This is a genomic window from Kitasatospora sp. NPDC058243, assembly GCF_042882025.1.
GTDB lineage: Bacteria > Actinomycetota > Actinomycetes > Streptomycetales > Streptomycetaceae > Kitasatospora.
Genome location: NZ_JBHVWW010000081.1, coordinates 1 through 20,171, shown reverse-complemented (window position 1 = coordinate 20,171; position 20,171 = coordinate 1). Strand labels below are relative to the sequence as shown.

Annotated in this window: 23 protein-coding genes; 8 read left to right on the top strand and 15 right to left on the bottom strand. The window is 74.2% G+C overall.

Going from position 1 to position 20,171, the window contains the following annotated elements; genetic code table 11:
• Positions 1-78: 78 nt before the first annotated feature.
• Together ACFVX9_RS35050 and sigE are read right to left on the bottom strand one after the other, a co-directional pair.
• Positions 79-1,110 (bottom strand): zf-HC2 domain-containing protein, encoded by a 1,032-nt coding sequence (locus tag ACFVX9_RS35050; RefSeq protein ID WP_387985786.1) that lies wholly within the window; start codon positions 1,108-1,110, stop codon positions 79-81.
• Positions 1,107-1,835: an RNA polymerase sigma factor SigE gene (gene sigE, locus ACFVX9_RS35045; RefSeq protein WP_371522687.1), complete on the bottom strand. Its 729-nt coding sequence runs from the start codon at positions 1,833-1,835 to the stop codon at positions 1,107-1,109. Before sigE ends, ACFVX9_RS35050 begins: the two co-directional genes overlap by 4 nt.
• Positions 1,836-2,147: 312 nt before the next feature.
• On the opposite strand from sigE, the gene ACFVX9_RS35040 reads away from it, so the two are divergent.
• Positions 2,148-2,756 (top strand): O-methyltransferase, encoded by a 609-nt coding sequence (locus ACFVX9_RS35040; protein WP_244293377.1) that lies wholly within the window; start codon positions 2,148-2,150, stop codon positions 2,754-2,756.
• A gap of 198 nt (positions 2,757-2,954) precedes the next feature.
• Here the strand turns inward: ACFVX9_RS35040 and ACFVX9_RS35035 are convergent, their stop codons facing one another.
• Complete coding sequence (locus ACFVX9_RS35035) at positions 2,955-3,122, bottom strand: DUF3117 domain-containing protein (protein WP_014137929.1); 168 nt, start codon at positions 3,120-3,122, stop codon at positions 2,955-2,957.
• Between the two features lie 297 nt (positions 3,123-3,419).
• On the opposite strand from ACFVX9_RS35035, the gene ACFVX9_RS35030 reads away from it, so the two are divergent.
• Positions 3,420-4,220: an enoyl-CoA hydratase-related protein gene (locus tag ACFVX9_RS35030; RefSeq protein ID WP_387985782.1), complete on the top strand. Its 801-nt coding sequence runs from the start codon at positions 3,420-3,422 to the stop codon at positions 4,218-4,220.
• A 30-nt stretch (positions 4,221-4,250) separates the two neighbouring features.
• Here ACFVX9_RS35030 and ACFVX9_RS35025 read toward each other — a convergent pair whose 3' ends face one another.
• Together ACFVX9_RS35025 and ACFVX9_RS35020 are read right to left on the bottom strand one after the other, a co-directional pair.
• Complete coding sequence (locus tag ACFVX9_RS35025) at positions 4,251-4,844, bottom strand: DNA-3-methyladenine glycosylase I (protein WP_380378439.1); 594 nt, start codon at positions 4,842-4,844, stop codon at positions 4,251-4,253.
• Positions 4,841-5,281, bottom strand: coding sequence for a DivIVA domain-containing protein (locus ACFVX9_RS35020; protein ID WP_063347936.1), 441 nt, complete (start codon positions 5,279-5,281; stop codon positions 4,841-4,843). The genes ACFVX9_RS35025 and ACFVX9_RS35020 overlap by 4 nt, the downstream gene beginning before the upstream one ends.
• Positions 5,282-5,459: 178 nt before the next feature.
• Here ACFVX9_RS35020 and folP point away from each other — a divergent pair, with 178 nt between their 5' ends.
• Positions 5,460-6,272, top strand: coding sequence for a dihydropteroate synthase (gene folP / locus ACFVX9_RS35015; protein ID WP_380484853.1), 813 nt, complete (start codon positions 5,460-5,462; stop codon positions 6,270-6,272).
• Positions 6,273-6,294: 22 nt separating this feature from the next.
• Here the strand turns inward: folP and ACFVX9_RS35010 are convergent, their stop codons facing one another.
• Both ACFVX9_RS35010 and dapE read right to left on the bottom strand, forming a co-directional pair.
• On the bottom strand, positions 6,295-7,104 hold the full coding sequence (locus ACFVX9_RS35010; protein ID WP_350879904.1) for a TIGR00730 family Rossman fold protein: 810 nt from the start codon (positions 7,102-7,104) through the stop codon (positions 6,295-6,297).
• Between the two features lie 123 nt (positions 7,105-7,227).
• Positions 7,228-8,304 (bottom strand): succinyl-diaminopimelate desuccinylase, encoded by a 1,077-nt coding sequence (dapE, locus tag ACFVX9_RS35005; protein WP_387985779.1) that lies wholly within the window; start codon positions 8,302-8,304, stop codon positions 7,228-7,230.
• A 169-nt stretch (positions 8,305-8,473) separates the two neighbouring features.
• Here dapE and ACFVX9_RS35000 point away from each other — a divergent pair, with 169 nt between their 5' ends.
• Positions 8,474-9,538, top strand: coding sequence for a hypothetical protein (locus ACFVX9_RS35000; protein WP_380378444.1), 1,065 nt, complete (start codon positions 8,474-8,476; stop codon positions 9,536-9,538).
• A 279-nt stretch (positions 9,539-9,817) separates the two neighbouring features.
• Positions 9,818-10,585 (top strand): hypothetical protein, encoded by a 768-nt coding sequence (locus ACFVX9_RS34995; protein WP_063347939.1) that lies wholly within the window; start codon positions 9,818-9,820, stop codon positions 10,583-10,585.
• A gap of 63 nt (positions 10,586-10,648) precedes the next feature.
• Here ACFVX9_RS34995 and dapC read toward each other — a convergent pair whose 3' ends face one another.
• Both dapC and fdxA read right to left on the bottom strand, forming a co-directional pair.
• Positions 10,649-11,797 (bottom strand): succinyldiaminopimelate transaminase, encoded by a 1,149-nt coding sequence (gene dapC, locus ACFVX9_RS34990; protein ID WP_380484823.1) that lies wholly within the window; start codon positions 11,795-11,797, stop codon positions 10,649-10,651.
• A 20-nt stretch (positions 11,798-11,817) separates the two neighbouring features.
• Positions 11,818-12,144 carry a ferredoxin gene (fdxA, locus tag ACFVX9_RS34985; RefSeq protein WP_030061559.1) on the bottom strand — a complete coding sequence of 109 codons (327 nt, stop codon included), beginning with the start codon at positions 12,142-12,144 and terminating at the stop codon, positions 11,818-11,820.
• Positions 12,145-12,332: 188 nt separating this feature from the next.
• Here fdxA and ACFVX9_RS34980 point away from each other — a divergent pair, with 188 nt between their 5' ends.
• Both ACFVX9_RS34980 and ACFVX9_RS34975 read left to right on the top strand, forming a co-directional pair.
• Positions 12,333-13,289: a GNAT family N-acetyltransferase gene (locus ACFVX9_RS34980; RefSeq protein WP_387985775.1), complete on the top strand. Its 957-nt coding sequence runs from the start codon at positions 12,333-12,335 to the stop codon at positions 13,287-13,289.
• Positions 13,290-13,376: 87 nt separating this feature from the next.
• Positions 13,377-14,249 carry a transglutaminase family protein gene (locus tag ACFVX9_RS34975; RefSeq protein WP_387985773.1) on the top strand — a complete coding sequence of 291 codons (873 nt, stop codon included), beginning with the start codon at positions 13,377-13,379 and terminating at the stop codon, positions 14,247-14,249.
• Positions 14,250-14,334: 85 nt separating this feature from the next.
• On the opposite strand, the gene ACFVX9_RS34970 is transcribed toward ACFVX9_RS34975, so the two are convergent.
• Entirely contained in the window at positions 14,335-14,964 is a 630-nt protein-coding gene (locus tag ACFVX9_RS34970; RefSeq protein WP_380378448.1) for a response regulator, read from the bottom strand.
• A gap of 80 nt (positions 14,965-15,044) precedes the next feature.
• On the opposite strand from ACFVX9_RS34970, the gene ACFVX9_RS34965 reads away from it, so the two are divergent.
• Positions 15,045-15,545: a GNAT family N-acetyltransferase gene (locus tag ACFVX9_RS34965; protein ID WP_387985769.1), complete on the top strand. Its 501-nt coding sequence runs from the start codon at positions 15,045-15,047 to the stop codon at positions 15,543-15,545.
• Between the two features lie 37 nt (positions 15,546-15,582).
• Here ACFVX9_RS34965 and ACFVX9_RS34960 read toward each other — a convergent pair whose 3' ends face one another.
• From ACFVX9_RS34960 to ACFVX9_RS34940, 5 genes are all read right to left on the bottom strand, one after another.
• Positions 15,583-15,933: a hypothetical protein gene (locus ACFVX9_RS34960; RefSeq protein ID WP_380378450.1), complete on the bottom strand. Its 351-nt coding sequence runs from the start codon at positions 15,931-15,933 to the stop codon at positions 15,583-15,585.
• Positions 15,934-15,947: 14 nt separating this feature from the next.
• Positions 15,948-17,210 carry a sensor histidine kinase gene (locus ACFVX9_RS34955; RefSeq protein ID WP_387985765.1) on the bottom strand — a complete coding sequence of 421 codons (1,263 nt, stop codon included), beginning with the start codon at positions 17,208-17,210 and terminating at the stop codon, positions 15,948-15,950.
• An 8-nt stretch (positions 17,211-17,218) separates the two neighbouring features.
• On the bottom strand, positions 17,219-17,941 hold the full coding sequence (locus ACFVX9_RS34950) for an ABC transporter permease (RefSeq protein ID WP_363372553.1): 723 nt from the start codon (positions 17,939-17,941) through the stop codon (positions 17,219-17,221).
• Positions 17,938-18,885, bottom strand: a complete 948-nt coding sequence (locus ACFVX9_RS34945; RefSeq protein ID WP_387985760.1) for an ATP-binding cassette domain-containing protein — start codon at positions 18,883-18,885, stop codon at positions 17,938-17,940. The genes ACFVX9_RS34950 and ACFVX9_RS34945 overlap by 4 nt, the downstream gene beginning before the upstream one ends.
• Before the next feature lie 217 nt (positions 18,886-19,102).
• On the bottom strand, positions 19,103-20,171 hold a 1,069-nt coding region (locus ACFVX9_RS34940; RefSeq protein WP_387985757.1), incomplete at its 5' end, for a S9 family peptidase.

The window sequence follows — 20,171 nt, the reverse complement described above, 5'->3', positions numbered from 1 at the left end:
GAAGCCGTGGTAAAGACCTGCCGATGGCCGAGATGGTCGCGACCGGGGCGCGAGCGGCGCTCCAGGCCCGGACAGGGCCTAGCGGGTCTGCTGGCGCAGTGCGGGCAGGCCGCCCGAGTTGCGCTCCGCGGCCGGCGGCGGCGTCGCGTCGCGGGTCGCGGCGACGGGGTGGGCCGGGAAGTCCACCGGGATCTGCGCGGTCATCGGGACCAGGCCCCCGCCGCGGCCCGTGCCGCCGCTGTTGCCGACCGTGCTGACCGGGTTGCCGTGCTGGTCCTCGCTCTGCGCGCTGAGGCCGCCGACCCCGCCGAGCGTGACCGCGGCGACCGAGAAGGCGCCCGCGGCGGCGAAGACGAAGCGGCGCCCGCGCGGCGCGGCGGAGCGTACGGAGGCGGCGGCCGGGCGGGGCCGGGCGGGGCTCTCGGGGCGGGCCGCGGCCTCGGGGCGGCCGTTGCGCCGGCCCATCAGGGGCCGCAGCACCGCGCCGCCGCGCCCGAACGCCCGCGGGTCGACCCCGGGCACCGGGGTGTCGGCGCCGAGCGCGCCCGTGCCGAAGGAGGCGCCGGCGCCGCGGCCGAAGGAGCCGCCGGTGAGCCGGCTGCCGCCGAGCGTGCCGCCGGCCGCGACCCCGCCGCCGGGCAGGTCGTCGTCGTCACCGCGGCTGCCGCGCCCGACGGGCCAGTCGGCGTCCGCCGGATCGTCCGCCGGCAGGGCCCCGACGGCCATCAGCCGGGCCATCAGGCCGGAGGACGGCCCGGGGGTGCCGGTGCGGGTCAGCAGGTGCTTGACGGCCCGGCCCGCGTCGACCTCGGCGAGGCACTGCGGGCAGGTCGCCAGGTGGGCCTGGACGCGATCGCGCGAGTCGTGGCCGAGTTCGCCGTCCAGGAACGCGGAGAGGCGTTCACCGAGGTGGTGCTCCTCGGCGGCCGGCTCGGCGGGGCGCACCGGCACCGCGCGCAGCGCCGTCTCGCCCGGCAGCGGGAGCGCGGGCAGGACGGGCTCGCCCGGTTCGTCGCCGCCGCGGCGGCCGGGCAGGGCCCAGCCCCGCCTGGCCGCCGACCGGCCGGACGGGTCCGGCTGGCCCGGCCCGGACCGGCCGGTTCCGCTCACGATCGCCTCCGTCCGCGCGCACCCGGCGCGAGCGCGCCCTCGACGGCGGCGCCGACCGGCACCGGCTCCTCCGAGCCGCCGCGGCGCTCGCGCCCGGGGGCCGAGCCGGGGGCACGGTGCTTGAGCGCGGCGCGCAGGTGCGAGCGGCCGCGGTGGATGCGGCTGCGGACGGTGCCGAGCTTGACGCCCAGCGTGGCGGCGATCTCCTCGTAGGACAGTCCCTCGATGTCGCAGAGCACCACGGCGGCGCGGAACTCCGGGGCGAGGGTGTCCAGGGCGTGCTGCACGTCGGCGTCGAAGTGGGTGTCGCTGAAGTGCTGGGCCGGGCTGGGCTCGCGGGAGGCGAGCCGCTCGGCCGCGTCCTCGCCGAGCGCGTCGAAGCGGATGCGCTGGCGGCGGCGGACCATGTCCAGGAACAGGTTGGTGGTGATCCGGTGCAGCCAGCCCTCGAACGTGCCGGGGGTGTAGGTGGACAGCGAACGGAACACCCGGACGAAGACCTCCTGGGTGAGGTCCTCGGCGTCGTGCTGGTTTCCCGTCAGGCGGTACGCGAGGCGGTAGACCCGGGCGCTGTGCGCCTCGACGATCTCCTCCCAGGAGGGCGGAGTCCAGGTCTGCGCGTCGGGGCCCTCGGTGAAGGTCGCGAGGGCGGGGGCCTCGGTGGTACCGGCGGCCGGCGTTGCGGCGGCGGGCTGGTCCAGGTCGGAGTGCGCAGGCTGGTTCATCACGGGCTTCGGCGTACGGGCCGACGCGGTGCAGCGGGAGTGCCGCCGCACGGGGACGTCGCCCTCGGCCACACCTCCTCGGTCGGCTCTTCTGCCCAGCAGGGCCACCACCATATCCACCTCACCCGTCAAGCCCGGATAAAAGTGCCCGGGAGGTCTCCCGTACCCGGTCCTTCGTGACAACGGCCCGCCGCCGTACGCGGTTCCCGGTCGGCCAGTAATCTGTGCCAGGAAATATCGACTTCCCTCGGCACCGGGCCGTAACCCGGGGCTCCGAAAGAGGCAGCCATCAGCGAGTTCGGGCCCGAGCGTGTGGCCCTCGCCGACACCTACGTCGGCGAGGACGCGGTGCTGACCTACGCCCGGGCGCAGTCCGCGCGCACCGGGATACGGGCGATCGGGCCCAGCGGCGGGGCGTGCCTGCGGCTGCTGGCCGCGGCACTGGACGCCAAGGCGGTGGCCGAGATCGGCACCGGGACGGGCGTCTCCGGGGTCTACCTGCTGCGCGGCATGCGGCCGGACGGCGTGCTCACCACGGTGGACTCCGAACCGGTGCGCCAGCAGCTGGCCCGCGAGGCGTACCACGCGGCCGGATTCGCGGCCAACCGCTCGCGGTTCATACCGGGCCGGGCGCTGGAGGTGCTGCCCCGGCTCGCCGACGGCCAGTACGACCTGGTGTTCTGCGACGGCGACCCGGCCGAGTCCCGGGAGTACCTGCTGGAGTCGCTGCGGCTGCTGCGGCCGGGCGGGATGGTCTGCTTCGAGGGGGTGTTCCAGGAGGGCCGGCTGGCCGAGCCGGAGCTGCAGGACCCCCAGACGGGCGCGGTGCGCGACCTGGTCCGGGACGTCCGGGAGAGCGAGGCGCTGCTGCCGGCGCTGCTGCCGGTCTCGGACGGGCTGCTCTGCGCCATCAAGCGGTAGGACCGTCGAGCGGCAGGGCCGTCAGGCAGCGGGACCGTCAGGTGGCGGTCCCGCCGCCTCAGGCCGCGGCCGCCGGGCGCCTGACGCGCCGGGCCCTTGAACGCCGCAGGGCCCCAAACGCCGCGGGGCCCGGGCCGACATGACGTCGTACCCGGGCCCGGCAGCACATCTCCAGGAGATGACGAGCACCCGCTGCGGTCAGCCGCAGGCCTTCTTCAGGGCCTCGCCGAGGGCGTCGGCCTCGTCAGGTGTGAGCTCCACCACAAGGCGTCCGCCGCCTTCGAGCGGAACGCGCATGATGATGCCCCGTCCCTCTTTGGTGACTTCGAGCGGGCCGTCACCCGTCCGCGGCTTCATGGCCGCCATGCTCGTTCCCCTTCCTGCAACCGCTCAGCTACGCACCGGCAGTCCGTCCACCGCCGGTATCGAACGCATTGATCGGAAGCCATTATCCCGCATGCCACGGGCTGATGACCAACATCACTCTCGGTGCAACATCGGCCGGACCGCCCCCAAGCGCCGCAATTGCCGTCATAAGCCCCGGCGTGGCGGCGGTGCGCGGGCCGTCGAAAGGTGCGATACCTCACACTCCCCACCCGGCCGTCCGCTCCGGCATCCTGGCACTCGACCGACACCGAGCCGACCACCGGGGAGCCCTCGCCCATGTCCGATTCCGTGCTGTACGAGCTGGACGGCGGCCTGGCCGTCATCACCATCAACCGCCCGGAGGCGATGAACGCCCTCGACGTAGCGACCAAGACCGCACTGCGGGACGCCGTGGCCGCCGCGGCCGCGGACCCGGCGGCGCGGGCGGTGCTGCTGACCGGGGCCGGCGAGCGCGCGTTCTGCGTCGGGCAGGACCTGAACGAGCACCTGACGATGCTGAAGCGGGCCGACGAGACCGGCGAGGGCGCGCTGCGCACCGTCGCCGAGCACTACAACCCGCTGGTGCGGGCGCTGGCCGGGATGCGCAAGCCGACCGTCGCCGCGGTCGGCGGGGTGGCGGCCGGCGCGGGCGCCTCGCTGGCCTTCGCCTGCGACTTCCGGGTCCTCTCCGACCGGGCCGGCTTCAACACCGCCTTCGCCGGGATCGCCCTGACCGCCGATTCGGGCGCCTCCTGGACGCTGCCGCGGCTGGTCGGGCACGCCAGGGCCACCGAGCTGCTGATGCTGCCCCGGACGGTCAAGGCCGCCGAGGCGCTGGAGCTGGGCCTGGCCACCAGGGTGGTGCCGGCCGGGGAGCTCACCGCCACCGCGCGGGCCTTCGCCCAGGAGCTGGCCGCGGGCCCCACGGTGGCCTACGGCGCCATCAAGGAGTCGCTGGCGTACGGCGCCTCGCACTCGCTGGACGAACTGCTCGACAAGGAGGACGAGCTGCAGACCCTGGCCGGCGAGAGCGAGGACCACCGGATCGCGGTCCGCGCCTTCATCGCCAAGGAGAAGCCGCAGTACCTGGGCCGCTAGGGCGGGTCCCAGGGTTTCCTGCCCGACCGGTCAGACCGGGCGCGCGGTGCGGACGTGGCAGTCCGCCAGGTGGTCGTCGACCAGGCCGCAGGCCTGCATCAGGGCGTAGGCGGTGGTCGGGCCGACGAAGCGGAAGCCCTCCTTCTTCAGGGCCTTCGCGAGCGCGGTCGACTCGGGCGTGACGGCCGGCACCTCCCCCGTCGTGCGGGGGGCCGGCCGGTCCGGGGCTCCGGCGAACTGCCAGATCAGCGCGTCCAGCCCGCCGTCCAGGTCGCGGGCGACCCGGGCGTTGGCGATGGCGGCCTGGATCTTGGCCCGGTTGCGGATGATGCCGGTGTCGGCGAGCAGCCGCTCCACGTCCGCCTCGCCGAACTCGGCGACCTCGGCGATCCCGAAGCCGGCGAACGCGGCCCGGAAGCCCTCCCGGCGGCGCAGGATGGTCAGCCAGGACAGCCCGGACTGGAACGCCTCCAGGCAGACCCGCTCGAACAGGGCGTCGTCGCCGTGCACCGGACGGCCCCACTCGGTGTCGTGGTAGGCCCGGTAGTCGTCGGTCGACTCGCCCCAGGCGCAGCGGCGCAGGCCGTCCGCGCCGAGCACCGCGCCCTCGGTGAGGGCGGTCACCGGTCGTTCACCGGTTTCGCGTCCTCGGGCCGCTCCTGCTCGGGCCGCTCCTTGGTGAGCGCGACGGCCGGCTCGACCACCTTCGCGAACTCCTCCAGGCCGGGCAGCGGTTCGGCGCCGGCGTCCGGGCCGTCGGTCGCCTCGACCGCGCCGCGCAGGTGGCCGGCGGCCTCCAGTTCGGCGATCCGCGAGTCGCGGTAGGCGAGTTCGGCGCCGAGGCGGTCCAGGACGTCGTCGACCTCGTCCATCCGGTAGCCGCGGACGGCCATCGGCAGCCGCAGGTCGTCGACGTCCGCCTTGCTCAGCGGACGGTCCTGCGGCAGCCGGGCCGCGAGGCGGTCCTGCACCGCCTCCGGCATCGAGCCGCCCCCGCCGAGCGCCACCAGCGCGGCGCCGCCGACCACCACGGCCATGGCGACCACGATCACCCAGAACACGAGCTGTCCTCCCGAACTCCCGGCCGGCCTGCTGCGAAGTGCCCCCGACCAAACTGATCATGACAGCATGGTCCCTGTGAGGCCGGGGGCCATCATCGCACCCGCAGCAGCTGTGGAGGAGACATCGGTGGCACTGCGCCTGGGACCGCGGGAATTCGGTGACGACGAGCTGGTGATCATGGCGATCGTCAACCGGACGCCGGACTCGTTCTTCGACAAGGGGGCGACCTTCGCGGACGAGGCCGCGTTCGCCGCCGCCGACCGCGCGATGGCCGAGGGCGCGGCGATCCTGGACATCGGCGGGGTGAAGGCCGGGCCCGGTGACGAGGTCACGGTGGAGGAGGAGCTGCGGCGCACCGTGCCCTTCGTGGCCGAGTTGCGCAAGCGCCACCCGGAGGCCGTGATCAGCGTCGACACCTGGCGGCACGAGGTCGGCGAGGCGGTCTGCGAGGTGGGCGCCGACCTGCTGAACGACGCCTGGGGCGGGGTGGACCCGGAGCTCGCCGAGGTGGCCGCGCGCCACGACGTCGGGCTGGTCTGCACGCACGCGGGCGGCGCCGAGCCGCGCACCCGGCCGCACCGGGTCGGCTACCAGGACGTGATGGCGGACATCCTGCGGGTGACCGTCGGGCTGGCCGAGCGGGCGGTGGGGCTGGGTGTGCGGCGGGACGCGGTGATCATCGACCCGGGGCACGACTTCGGCAAGAACACCCGGCACTCGCTGGAGGCCACCCGGCGGCTGCCGGAGATGACCGCGACCGGCTTCCCGGTGCTGGTCTCACTGTCCAACAAGGACTTCGTCGGCGAGACGCTGGACCGGCCGGTGAACGAGCGGCTGCTCGGCACCCTGGCCACCACCGCGGTCTCGGCCTGGCTGGGCGCGCAGGTCTACCGGGTCCACCAGGTCGCGGAGACCCGCCAGGTGCTGGACATGGTCGCCTCGATCCGGGGCACCCGCCCCCCGGCGGTCGCCCGCCGGGGGCTGGCGTAGGCGGCCCGGAGGGCCGGAGGGCCTAGATCTGGTTGGTCGGCCGGCGGGTGTCGGCGAGGATCTTCATGACCTCGTCGATCTCGTCGGTGATGTGGAACAGCTCCAGGTCGTGCGGGGCCGCCTTGCCCTGCGCGACCAGGGTGTTCTTCAGCCACTCGTAGAGGCCGCCCCAGTACGCGCTGCCGAAGAGGATCACCGGGAAGCGGGTGACCTTCTTCGTCTGCACCAGGGTGAGCGCCTCGAACAGCTCGTCCAGCGTGCCGAGCCCGCCGGGCAGGACCACGAAGCCCTGGGAGTACTTCACGAACATCGTCTTGCGGACGAAGAAGTAACGGAAGTTCAGCCCGAGGTCGACGAACTCGTTGAGGCCCTGCTCGAAGGGCAGCTCGATGCCGAGGCCGACGCTGAGGCCGCCGGCCTCGGAGGCGCCGCGGTTGGCGGCCTCCATGGCACCCGGGCCGCCGCCGGTGATCACCGCGTAGCCGGCCTCGGCGAGGGCCCGGCCGATGGCCACGCCGGCCTCGTACTCGGGCGAGTCGGCCGGGGTCCGGGCGGAGCCGAAGACGCTGATCGCGGGCGGGAGTTCGGCGAGGGCGCCGAAGCCCTCGACGAACTCGGAGGTGATCCGCAGCACCCGCCACGGATCGGTGTGCAGCCAGTCGGTCGGGCCGGTGGTGTCCAGCAGCCGCTGGTCCGTGGTGCTCGTGCCGACCTGGTCCCGGCGCACCAGCACCGGGCCCTTCTGCTTCTCGGGCCAGGCCTTCTTCTTCCGCGGCGCGCCGACCTGCTCGGGGCCGTGTCCGTAGTGCTTCTCGTCTCCTGTGCCTGTCATGACGAAACCCTACGTCCGGTGATCCCGGTTTTCAGGCAACAGGGGAAGGTCGGTTGGGCGACCGGAAGATGGCGCTCAGCCGATGATCGGCCGGTCGGACCGGCCGATCATCGGAGCGGCACCTCAGCTGGTCAGCCAGGCCCTCAACCGGTCCTCGGTCTCCGCGATGGCGCTCAGCGAGCAGTGCTCCTCCCGCTTGTGCGCGAGGTTCGGGTCACCGGGGCCGTAGTTGACCGCCGGGACGCCCAGCGCGCTGAACCGGGCGACGTCGGTCCAGCCGAACTTGGCCCGGGCCTGGCCGCCGGTGGCCTCCAGGAAGGCCTGGGCGGCCGGCTGGGCGAGCCCGGGCAGCGCGCCCGGGGCGAAGTCGGTGACGGTCAGCTCGAAGCCGTCGAAGACCTCCCGCACGTGCTTCTCCGCCTCCGCCTCGCTGCGGTCCGGCGCGTAGCGGAAGTTGACCGTCACGACGCACTCGTCCGGGATGACGTTGCCGGCCACGCCGCCGTCGATCCGGACGGCGTTCAGGCCCTCCCGGTACTCCAGTCCGTCGATCTCCACCCGGCGCGGCCGGTAGTCCGCGAGCCGGGTGAGCACCTCGGCGGCGCGGTGGATGGCGTTGTCGCCGAGCCAGCTGCGGGCCGCGTGCGCGCGCACGCCGGTGAGCCGGATCTGCGCCCGCAGGGTGCCCTGGCAGCCGCCCTCGACGACCGCGCCGCTCGGCTCCATCAGCACCGCGAAGTCGGCGGTCAGCCAGTCCGGGTGCTCCCTGGCGAGGTGGCCGAGGCCGTTGCGGTGGGCCTCCACCTCCTCGCAGTCGTAGAACACGAAGGTGAGGTCGCGGTTGGGCTCGGGCAGGGTGGCGGCGAGCCGCAGCTGGACGGCGACGCCGGACTTCATGTCCGAGGTGCCGCAGCCGTAGAGCAGGTCCCCCTCGACGTGGGAGGGCACGTTGTCGGCGATCGGCACGGTGTCCAGGTGGCCGGCGAGCAGGACGCGCTCGGGGCGGCCGAGGGCGGTGCGGGCGACCACGTTGTTGCCGTACCGGTCCACGGTCAGGTGCGGGTAGCCGCGCAGCGCGGTCTCCACGGCGTCGGCGAGCGCCTGCTCGTCGCCGCTCACCGACGGGAAGTCGACGAGCCGGGCGGTCAGCGCGCCGCCGTCGAGGGTGAGGTCCAGGGGCGTCGGGTTCGGGCTGCTCATGGCGCCAGCCTAGTCCGCGGGGTGTGCGCCCGGCGTGGCGCTTGCGTGACGCGGGGCGCGGCGGCCCGCCCCGGAGCGAGCGGGCGGGTAACCGCAACCGGGTGGCGCCGCACACCCGTCCGAGTGGGTACGGTGTCGGATCAAGAAGCAAGGCGCGAGAGGGGCGACGGTGGCCAGGAGAAAGAGCGGCGAGGAGCTGGGCGAGGAGTTGGCGCCCCCCCGCCGCGGTCCACTGCGCGCGCTGTTGCTCGTGATCGTCGGCCTGCTCGGCCTCGCGCTGGTCGCGGGACTGGCCGTGGTCGGCATCTGGTGGTTCGGCTTCAAGCAGGGCGAGCCCGAGGGCTGCACGGTGAAGACCGCGGCCGGCAGCGGCACGCTGGAGCTCCCGCAGGCGGCCAACGCCGCGACGATCGCCGCGGTGGCGCGCTCGCGCGGGCTGCCGGACCGGGCGACGACGATCTCGCTGGCCACCGCGATGCAGGAGTCCAAGCTGCGCAACCTCGCGGGCGGCGACCGGGACTCGATCGGCCTGTTCCAGCAGCGGCCCTCGATGGGCTGGGGCACGGCGCAGCAGATCGGGGACCCGGTCTACGCGACCAACAAGTTCCTGGACGGCCTGGTCAAGGTGCCCGGCTACACCCGGCTGCCGCTGACCGACGCGGCCCAGGCCGTGCAGAAGAGCGGCTACCCGCAGGCGTACGCCAAGCACGAGACCAAGGCGACGCTGCTCACCTCGGCGCTGGCCGGCCGGGAGCCCGGTTCGTTCTCCTGCGTGGTGCGCGAGTACGCCAAGCCGGATCCGGCCGACTCGTCCTCCCCCACGGCGAGCGCCTCCGTCTCCCCGGCCGCCTCCCAGCCCACCGCCGCGGACCGGGCCCAGGTGCTGTCCGACCGGGTGCGCCGCGAGTTCGGCCGCACCGTGACCCCGGCCACCGGGTACGCCTCGACCATCAAGGGCGCCGAGAACGCGGTCTCGCTCACCCCGGACCCGTCCGCCGCCGCGCTGACCTCCTCGGCCGACGGAGCCGACGGCGGGATCACCGCCGAGCGGGCGAGCGGCTGGGAGGTCGCCCACTGGGCGGTCGCCCAGGCCCAGCAGCTGGGCATCGCGACGGTCGCCTACGACGGGAAGATCTGGCGCAAGGCCAAGTCGGAGGACGGCTGGCAGTCGCAGACCTCCGGGACGTCGACCAAGCTCGTTCAGGTCACCCTCGCCACGTCCGACAAGGGCTGACGAACCGACGTTCGGGTGGCCGCCGGACGGGTGAACCCGGTCAACCGCGGTGGACCGGGAGCCCGCCGTGGCGGCCCCGCTGGAGAACCGTCACTCCCCTTGCCCGGGGCCGGGTCCACGGGGGCCGTACGGGCCCGCCAGACGCCGTCACGCCGGTCCTACGATCCGATGGTCGGTCAGACACTTTCCTGATCCAGGCCGAAACCTTCTGGCTTCTCAAGCGGTAACACCGTCGTCCGCCCGGCGGACGTGACGGACCCAGACCCTCCGAGGAGCCCCATGTCTCACCCCCTCACGCGACGGATCGCCAGCGCCGCGCTGCTCGTGGCGGCCGGCGCGACCCCGCTGGTCGCGGCCGGCTCCGCGTCCGCCCTGGGCGGCGACGCCCTGCTGCCCAAGAGCGACCTGGTCGCGCCGCTGGGCCAGCTGACCAACACCGACACCGGTTCCACCCTCCAGCACACCACCCACCAACTGGGCCAGGCCGCCGGCAGCACCGGCGCCGCCACCGTCGCCGCGGGCGTACCGGCCTCCGCCGACGCCGCCGGCAACATCGTCGCCCACCAGCTCCCCGAGGCGAACGAGAAGGCCAGCTCGCTGACCGCCCCGGTCGACCAGACCGCCGCCACCACCGGCCAGCTCTCCGCCGTCACCCCGAAGGTCGCCTCCGCACTGGCCGGCAAGCTCGGCGAGGCCGTCACCGGCAAGGGCGTCGGCACCCGCAGCGCCGCGGCCAGCCCGGTCGGCGGGCTCGCCCAGACCGGCTCCATCGCCAAGGGCCTGCCCGGCGCCGACAAGCTCGCCGGCGCCGTCCCCGGCACCAACGCCGTCACCGACGCGCTGCCGCTCGGCTCCGTCGCACGCGCGCTGCCCGCCCTGCCCGCCACCGACGTCCTGGGCCTGGCCGAGCACGGCTCGGCCAACCGCCTCGGCGGCGCCGACCTCGGCCCGAACAACCCGCTGTCCGGCCTCACCGGCGCGCTCGGCCCGATCGGCGGCCTGCTGGGCGGCGTGAACGGCGGCAGCATCAGCGGCCTGCCGCTGTAACCCGACCCGGGTACGGCGAAGGGGCCGGTGTTCCGTTCGGAACACCGGCCCCTTCGGCGTCGGTCAGCGGGCCGCGTTCAGCCGCTCCACGGCCGCGGCCACCCGCTCGTCGGTCGCGGTGAACGCGACCCGGACGAAGCGCTCGCCGGCCGGCCCGTAGAAGTCACCGGGCGCCACCAGGATGCCCAGTGCGGCCAGTTCGGCCACGGTCTCCCAGCACGGGCGGTCCTGCGTCACCCACAGGTAGAGGCTCGCCTGCGAGTGCTCGACCCGGAAGCCGTACGCCTCCAGCGCCGCCCGCAGCGCCGAGCGCCGGGCCGCGTACCGCTCCCGCTGCTCCGCCACGTGCGCGTCGTCCGACAGCGCCGCGATCGTCGCCGCCTGGACCGGCGCCGGCACGATCATGCCGCCGTGCTTGCGGACCTCCAGCAGCTCCCTGACCACCACCGGGTCACCCGCCACGAAGGAGGCGCGGTAGCCGGCCAGGTTGGAGCGCTTGGAGAGCGAGTGGACGGCCAGCAGGCCCTCGTGGCCCGCGCCGCAGACGTCCGGGTGCAGGACCGAGACCGGCTCGGCGGACCAGCCCAGCTCCAGGTAGCACTCGTCGCTGACCAGCAGCGCCCCGTGCTCCCGGGCCCAGGCGACCGCCCGGCGCAGCTCGTCCCCGCCGAGCACCCGGCCGGTCGGGTTGGACGGCGAGTTCACCCAGAGCAGGCGGACCCGCGAACCGTCCAGCTCGTCCACCGAGTCGTACTCGACCGGCTCCGCGCCGCACAGCCGCGCGCCCACCTCGTACGTCGGGTAGGCCAGCCGCGGGTAGGCGACCTGGTCGCCCGGGCCGAGGCCGAGCTGGGTCGGCAGCCAGGCCACCAGCTCCTTGGAGCCGACGGTCGGCAGCACGGCCTGCGGGCCGATCTCGGCGCCGCAGCGGCGGTGCAGCCAGCCGGCGATCGCCTCGCGCAGCTCCACCGGGCCCCACACCGTCGGGTAGCCCGGCGTGTCGGTGGCGGCGGCCAGCGCCTTCTGGATCACCTCGGGGACCGGGTCCACCGGGGTGCCCACCGAGAAGTCGCAGAGACCGCCCGGGTGGGCCAGCGCGGTCGCCTTGTACGGCTCCAGCTTGTCCCAGGGGAAGACCGGCAGGAGGTCGGAAACGCGGCGCGCCGCCCCCGGGTGACCCGGGAACGGCGCGCGCGTGCTGTTGGTGTTCACAGCTCAGATGCCACCGATCGTCAGTGGTCGGCGTTCTGCGGCGGCAGAGCGGCGATGAAGGGGTGGTCGCGCTCGATCAGACCCAGCTTCGAGGCGCCACCGGGCGAACCCAGATCGTCGAAGAACTCGACGTTCGCCTTGTAGTAGTCCTTCCACTCCTCCGGGGTGTCGTCCTCGTAGAAGATCGCCTCGACCGGGCAGACCGGCTCGCAAGCGCCACAGTCGACACACTCATCCGGGTGGATGTAGAGCGATCGCTCGCCCTCGTAGATGCAGTCAACCGGGCACTCTTCGATGCACGCCTTGTCCTTCACGTCGACACAAGGCTGCGCGATGACGTAGGTCACGCTGTCGTTCCTCCTCGGAAGGGCCGTGGCGGCCCGTTCTGTTCTGCTCGCGTGCGCGGTGAGCGCGGCGTCGTCGATGCCCGCCCCTAGTATCGCGGGTCGGAGACCGCAAATGCACAGGAGGTGCCCAGATGACGGCAGGCGGCCCGGCCCAGGACCGTCCGGAGGTCCGGATAGATCGCTCTGACGTGGGACGACGTGTGTCCGTCCGCCGCCTCTCGGGGTTCGTGGACGACCGGCCGGTGTTCCGGGATTCGATCGGCGTGCTCACATCGTGGGACGATCATGGACTGACGGTCGCCCCGCGGACCGGCGACCCCGTCTCCTTCGCCGAGAAGCTGCTGGTCGCGGGCAAGGTCGTGCCGCTCTTCCCGGCCCGGCGCGCACCGCTGCCCGCCGCCACGCCCGTCGAACTCCAGCGGATCGCGGCCCGCGGCTGGCCCGCCGTCGAACAGGAGCCGCTCGGCGCGTGGACGCTGCGCGCCTCGGCCGGGTTCACCCGGCGCGCCAACTCCGTCCAGGCGCTCGGCGACCCCGGACTGCCGCTGCCCGACGCGCTCGCCGCCGTCCGCCGCTGGTACGCGGCGCGCGGCCTTCCCGCGTACGTCGAGGTGATCACCCCGGGCTCGCCGGACGAACTGCGGGCCGAGCTCGACCGGCTGGGGGCCGGCTACGCGCCCACTTTGGTGCGCACCGCACCGCTGGCCGGGCTCGCCCGGACCGGCTCCGGGCCCGAGCGGGTCCGGCTCGCCCGGACCGCCGACCCGGCCTGGCTCTCGCTCTACCGCCGGGTCGGCGAGGACGAGGCGCTGGAGCAGGCCGCCCGGCAGGTGCTGCACGGCGGGCCGTCGGTCTGGTTCGCCACCGTGCCGGGCGCCCCCGGACAGCCGCCGCTGGCGATCGGACGCTGCGTCATCGACGGGCCCTGGGCCTGCTTCGGCGCGATCGAGGTCGCGCCGTACGCCCGGCGGGCCGGGCTGGCCACGACCGTCATGGCGGTGCTCGCCGCCCGGGCCGCCGAGGAGGGGGCGACCGGCGGGTACCTCCAGGTCGAGGCGGACAACACCGGGGCGATCGCGCTCTATGACGGACTCGGCTTCACGACCAGTCACACTTACCACTACGCCCTTCTCCCCCAGGGGTAGCACCGCCCGACCGCACCGCCGCCCTGCCCGCCCGCCGCTCCTCGCCCGCCTTTGCCCGCCCGCCGTACGAAAGCCGTCGCCGTCACCGTGACCGAGCAGAGCAGAGACCGCTTCCGGACCGCCGCCCGCGCCGAGCATCCCGACCCGGTGCTGCTCTGCCTGCTCGCCGCCGCCGAACACGGCCCGGTCCTCGACCCGGACGACCCCGGGGAACCGCCCAGCGTGGACGCCCTGCTCGCCGCCTGCGAGGCCGCTCTCGACCGGCACGCGAGCGCCGTCCGGCTCGCCGTCGCCGAACGCGCCCCCGCCGGCCCGGAGGAGACCGCCGCCCTGCTCGCCGCCGTCCTCGGCGGGCGGGAACGCTTCCACGGGCGGCAGTCCGACTACCGGCGGCTCGAATCCTCGCTGCTGCCCGACGTGCTGCGGCGGCGGCGCGGACTGCCGATCATGCTGTCCCTGGTGTGGATGGCGGTCGGGCGGCGGGCCGGGCTCGCCGTCCACGGCATCGCGCTGCCCGGCCACGTCATCGTCGCCGTCGGAGGGCCGGGCGGCGGCGACGAGTACGTGCTCGCCGACCCCTTCCACGGCGGGCGGCTGCTCGACCCGGACGACGCCGAACGCCTGGTCCGCGGCACCGGACAGGAGTTCAGCCCCGACCTGCTCACCCCCGCCCAGCCGCTCGACCTCGTGCTGCGCGTGCTCGGCAACATCCGCGCCTGGGCCGCCGACCGCCCCGAACACGCCCGCACCCAGCTCTGGGCCACCGAACTCGCCCTCCTGCTGCCCCGCCACCCCGCCCAGCTCCGCCTCGAACGCGCCGAACTCCTCGTCCGCACCGGCGACTTCCTCGGCGGCTCGGCCGAGATGGACGCCTTCGCGCAGATCCTCGACACCTTCGACCCCGACACCGCCGCCAAGGTCCGCCAGGAGGCCCGGGCCGCCCGGCACCGGCTCAACTGACGACCGCCCGAGAACGCGCTCGGAGCCGGCCGGGGGCGAGCTCGGAGCCGGTCGGGGGCGCGCTCGGAGCCGGCCGGGGGCGCGCTCAGAGCCAGCCCTTCTCCCGGGCGATCCGCACCGCCTCGGTGCGGTTGCGGGCCTCGGTCTTCTGGATCGCCATCGACAGGTAGTTGCGGACCGTCCCCTCCGACAGGTGCAGCCGCCGCGCGATGTCCGCGTTCACCGCCCCGTCCGCCGCCGCGCCCAGCACCTCCCGCTCGCGCGCCGTCAGCGGGTTCGCCCCCTCCGCCAGCGCGGCCGCCGCCAGCACCGGATCGATCACCCGCTCCCCGCGCAGCACCCGGCGGATCGCCTCCGCCAGCTCCGAGGCCGGCGCGTCCTTCACCAGGAACGCGTCCGCCCCCGACTCCATCGCCCGCCGCAGGTACCCCGGCCGGCCGAAGGTCGTCGCGATCACCACCCTCGTCCCCGGCGCGTTCCGGCGCAGTTCGGCGGCCGCCTCGATGCCCGTCATCCCCGGCATCTCGATGTCCAGCACGGCCACCTGCACCTCGTGCGCCAGCACCGCCGCCACCACCTCGTCCCCTCGCCCCACCTGCGCGACGACGTCGATGTCCCCCTCCAGCCCGAGCAGCGCCGCCAGCGCCTCCCGGACCATCCCCTGGTCCTCGGCGAGCAGCACGCGGATCAGGGCCCCGTTCTGAATGTCACTCATGGCCACGACCTTAGGGCGCCGGAGAGACCGCGGAATGAATTCGCCTGGCTCGCCGAAGCCCTGCGGGCCAGACTGGCCGCATGCTGAACCTGGAACGCCTCCGCCCGGACCACGCCGACGCCCTGCTGGCCTTCGAGCGCGCCAACCGCGCCTGGTTCGCGCGGACCGTTCCGGACCGCGGCGACGCCTACTTCGCCGAGTTCCCGGCCCGCCACGCCGCCCTGCTCGCCGAACAGGACTCCGGCGCCTGCCGGTTCCACGTCGTCCTCGACGCGGCCGGCGCCGTCCTCGGCCGCGTCAACCTCGTCGACATCGCCGACGGCACCGCCGAACTCGGCTACCGCGTCGGCGAACACGCGGTCGGCCGGGGCGTCGCCACCACCGCCGTCGCCCACCTCTGCCGGCTGGCCGCCGCGGACTACGCCCTCACGTCGCTGACCGCCGTCACCACCCTCGACAACCTCGCCTCCCGAGCCGTCCTCACCCGCAACGGCTTCACGGTCGTCGCCGAACTCACCCTCGACGACCGCCCCGGCCTCCGGTTCAGCCGCTCCCTCACCGACGGCCGGCCCTCGGAGTAGGAAGTCGGCCCGGCCGACTTCCCACTCCGGATGCGGGTCAGAGCCAGCGCTGGGCGGCCTCGACACTGTCGGAGCCACTGGTGTTGAAGGCGATGGCGGCCTGCGGGGCGTGGCGGCGGACGAGGTTGACGACGAGTTCGAAGAAGGGCAGGGCGGGTTCGGGCTTGCGGATGCCGCCGCCGATGACGACGACGTCCCAGTCCCGGCCGGCGAGGGCGGCGGTGATCGCGGGCCCGGCCGTCTCGTCGGGAGCGACCAGGGCCATCGCCGCGTCGATGCCGTGGTCGGCGAAGCGGGCGAGTTCGGCGTCGAGAACGGCCCGCAGGCCGTCGCCGTCCATGCCGGGGACGGTGTGCGGGTCGAAGCCGAGGACGAGTGCGGTAGCCATGCCGGGGAGGACGGTCAACCCGAGCGTCCGGGTTCCGTGCCGGCCGGCGCGGTGACCGTCCGCAGCGGAACGAGGGCCCGGAGCCGGAAGCCCCGGCCCCGCTCGCCCGGCCCGGCCTCCAGCCGCCCGCCGACCAGGGCCAGCCGCTCCTCCAGACCCGAAAGCCCGTTGCCCGGCTGGGACTTGCCCGGCCCGCGCCCGTTGTCGGCGATCTCCAGGACGGCGTAGCGCTCGCCGCCGCCCTCCCAGCTCTCGTCGGCCGTGACGGTGCAGACGGTGGCGCCCTCGCCGTGCCGGACGATGTTGGTGACGGCCTCGCGCAGGGCCCAGGCCAGCGCGCCCGCCTCTTCGTCGGCGAGCCCTGGCCAGGTGTCGGCCAGTTCCGGCGCGGCCTCCAGCCGGACCTGTGCGGCGGCCAGCGCGGTGCGGGCGGCGGCGAGTTCGACCGGCAGGGTGGGCCGGCGGAAGCCGGTCACCGCCTCCCGGACGTCGATCAGCGACTGCCGGGCGACCTGCTCGATGTCGGCGACCTGCGCCCGCGCCGCCTCGTCCTTGCCGGCGTCCATGAACCGCCCGGCCAGTTCGCTCTTCAGCGTGATCAGCGACAGCGAGTGCCCGAGCAGGTCGTGCAGGTCGCGGGAGAGGCGCAGCCGTTCCTCGGACGCGGCCAGGTGGGCGACGGCGGCGCGGGCCTCGCGCAGCTCCTTCATGGTGGCGACCAGCCGCTGCATGCCGGTCATCGCGGCGCCGGCGAGGAAGGAGGTGAGGGCCAGGGTGGGGATGGTGTCGCCGCCGGCGTGGCTCAGCACGCCGACGGTGGCGGTGAGCACGGCCATGGCGGCGACGCCGGGCAGCGCGTAGCGCACCGGCAGGACCACGGCGACGCACACCGAGGCGTAGGTGAAGAGGGTCAGGAAGGCCTCGCCGAGGACGAAGGCCGACACGGTCGCGAGCACGACCATCGTCGCGACGATCAGCCGACAGGCCCGGGGCCGCATCCCGACCATCGAGCGGAAGATCACCAGCAGGACGTAGCCGCCGACGAAGACCGCCAGGCAGAGCCAGCCGAACACCCTGGCGGCCGTCCCGTGCCCGCCGTGCAGGAGGTTGCCCACCGGGTAGGCCAGGTAGATCGTCCACAGCAGCATCCAGCTGACCTTGACCAGCAGTTGCCGCCTGTTCTCGATCGGCGAGCCCGGGACGGTCATGAACGACGTGCGCGCCGGACCCGCCTCCGGCTGCTCGTCGGATCGGCGGGTCTGGCGCGGCTCGGTCATGTCGGTCATCATGCCTGGCGGGTGTCGCGGCGGTACAGCGCCGCCGCGGCGACGACGAACACCGCGAGGAAGGCGGCCAGTCCGGCGACCGCGCCGGTGTCGAGGGAGTGCCCGGGCCGGGTGAACGCGGCCAGTTGGTTGTACAGGTACACCGGGTTGAACCGGGCGAACTTCTCCAGCGAGCCGCTCACCGGGAACCACGTCCCGCCGAACAGCGCCATCACCATGTAGGTGATCATCACGATGGTCTGCACCGAGTCCGGCGCCGCCGCGTACCCGAGCGCCACCCCGAGTGCCGCGAACACGAAGCTGCCCAGCCACAGCGCCGCCGCCAGACCGGCCCACTGCGCCGCGCCGAGCGACACGCCCTGGACCGCGCCGAGCGCGAAGACCACCAGGATCGCCGGCAGCGTGGTCACCGAGCTCGCGGCGATCTTGCCGAGGGTGTACGCCCGGCCGGGCAGCGCGGTGAGCCGCAGTTGGCGCACCCAGCCGCTCTTGCGCTCCAGCGAGATCCGCTGCGCGCTGCCGGTGAGCACCGCGCCGACCGCGCCGAAGGTGGCCATCGAGACCATGAAGTAGGTCTTCACCGACAGGCCGCCGGCCAGTGGGGAGGAGCCGTAGGCGTGGGTGAAGAAGAAGTACATCAGCGCCGGGAAGGCGATGGTGAAGACCAGGTAGCGCCGGTTGCGGAAGGTCCGCAGGATCTCCAGCCGGATCAGGGTGGTCATCGCACGGTCTCCTTCGCGTCCTCGTGCCGGTCCTGCGCGCCGGTGATCGTCAGGAAGGCCTGTTCCAGGCCGAGGCCGGTGACTTCCAGCCCGCGCGGGTACAGGCCCGCCCGGTAGAGCCCGGCGACGCTGGCGTCGGCGTCCGCGGTGCGGATCCGGACGGTCCGCACGCCCGGCACCCGGGCGGTGACGTCCAGGGACTGCACGCCCGGCAGCAGGCGTAGCACGTTTTCGTCGAACTCCCCGTCCACGTCGTGGAGTTCGAAGGCGACTCGACGGGCTCCGGCGCGCGCCTTGATCTCGGCGGAGCTGCCGTCGGCGATCAGCCGGCCCCGGTGCAGGACGAGGACGCGGTCGGCGATCGAGTCCGCCTCCTCCAGGTAGTGGGTGGCGAACAGCACCGTGCGCCCGGCGTCGGCCTGTGCCCGCATGCTCGCCCAGAACGCCTGCCGGACGGTGACGTCCATGCCGGTGGTGGGCTCGTCCAGCACGATCAGGTCGCTGTCGCCCGCGATCGCGAGTGCGAAGCGGACCCGCTGCTCCTGGCCGCCGGACAGCTTGTCGGCCCGGCGCTCGGCCAGTTCGGTGATCCCGGCGTCGGCCAGCACCTCCTTGACCGGCCGGCCGCGCGGGTGCACGGCGCGGGCGAGCTCGACCAGCTCGCGGACCTTGGCGTCGGCCATCAGCCCGCCGCTCTGCAGCATCGCGCCGACCCGGCCGGACACGATCGCCTCCCGCGGGGTGCCGCCGAACAGCGTGACGCTGCCCTGGTCGGGCTGGCGCAGGCCGAGCAGCAGGTCCAGGCTGCTGGACTTGCCGGCGCCGTTCGGGCCGAGCAGGGCGACGGTCTCGCCCGGGCGCAGCACGAGGTTGAGGTCGTCCACGGCGTGCACCCGCCCGTAGCTCTTGCCGACGCCGCGGAAGGCGGCCACTTCGGTGCTCATCGCCCTGCTCTTCTCTCCTGGTGGTGTCGCGCCCGTGGTCGCGATCGGTGTCGCGATCGGTGTCGCGATCGGTGTCGTTCGCACCACCTCAGGGTCCCGTGCGGGCGGGGTGCGGCGGCAGTGTCCGCCGTCGTGCCTTCGGTATGACGGATGTCATGGCTGCGGCCGGTACCCGGGTCAGGGGTACCGGCCGCACAACCGCAGGTCAGGCCGGTTGTCAGAGGCCCAGCGCGCGCTTCACGAAGTCGACCTGGAGCAGCAGCAGGTTCTCCGCGACCTCCTCCTGCGGCGTCATGTGCGTGACGCCGGACAGCGGCAGCACGGTGTGCGGGCGGCCGGCCGCGAGCAGCGCGGAGGACAGCCGCAGGGTGTGCGCGGCGACCACGTTGTCGTCCGCCAGGCCGTGGATGATCATCAGCGGCCGCTCCAGCCCGGCGGCGTAGCCGGTCAGCGAGTTGGCCGCGTACACCTCGGGCCGCTCGGCCGGGTGGCCGAGGTAGCGCTCGGTGTAGTGGGTGTCGTACAGCTCCCAGTCGGTCACCGGGGCGCCGGCGACGGCCGCGTGGAAGACGTCGGGGCGGCGCAGCACGGCGAGCGCGGAGAGGTAGCCGCCGTACGACCAGCCGCGGATGGCGACCCGGCCGAGGTCCAGCGGGAACTCCTCGGCGAGTGCCTGCAACGCGTCGGCCTGGTCGTCGAGGGTGGCCCCGGCGAAGTCGAAGGCGATGGACTTCTCCCAGGCCGGGTTGCGCCCGGGGGTGCCGCGCCCGTCGGCGACGACCACGGCGAAGCCCTGGTCGGCGAACCACTGCGAGTTGAGGTGCGGGTTGTGCGCCTGGACGACGCGCTGGCCGTGCGGGCCGCCGTACGGGTCCATCAGGACGGGCAGCAGGCCGTCCCGCTCGCGGTCGTAGCCGGTGGGCAGGAAGACGGCGGACGGGATGCGGCGCTCGCCGGCGAAGCGGAACACCGGGCGGGCGGTGATGACCGGGGTCTCGGCGTAGGAGGCGATGGTGGCGACGTCGTCGACGACCACGCCGTCGGGCAGGTCGCGGGCGACCTGGACGAGGGTGCCGGGCAGGTCGGGCTCTGCGGTGGCGCGCACGGTGATCCCGCCCGCGTGCACGGCGCTGGTGACGGAGGTGAACGGACGGCCGTTGGAAGACTCCCAGCCGAGCCGCTTGCCGTCGTGGCTGATCCGGCCGACGGCGATCCAGCCGGGCTCGGGGTCGGTCTCCGCGGCGCCGCCGGAGGCGGTGAACAGCACCTCGGCGTCGGTGACGGCG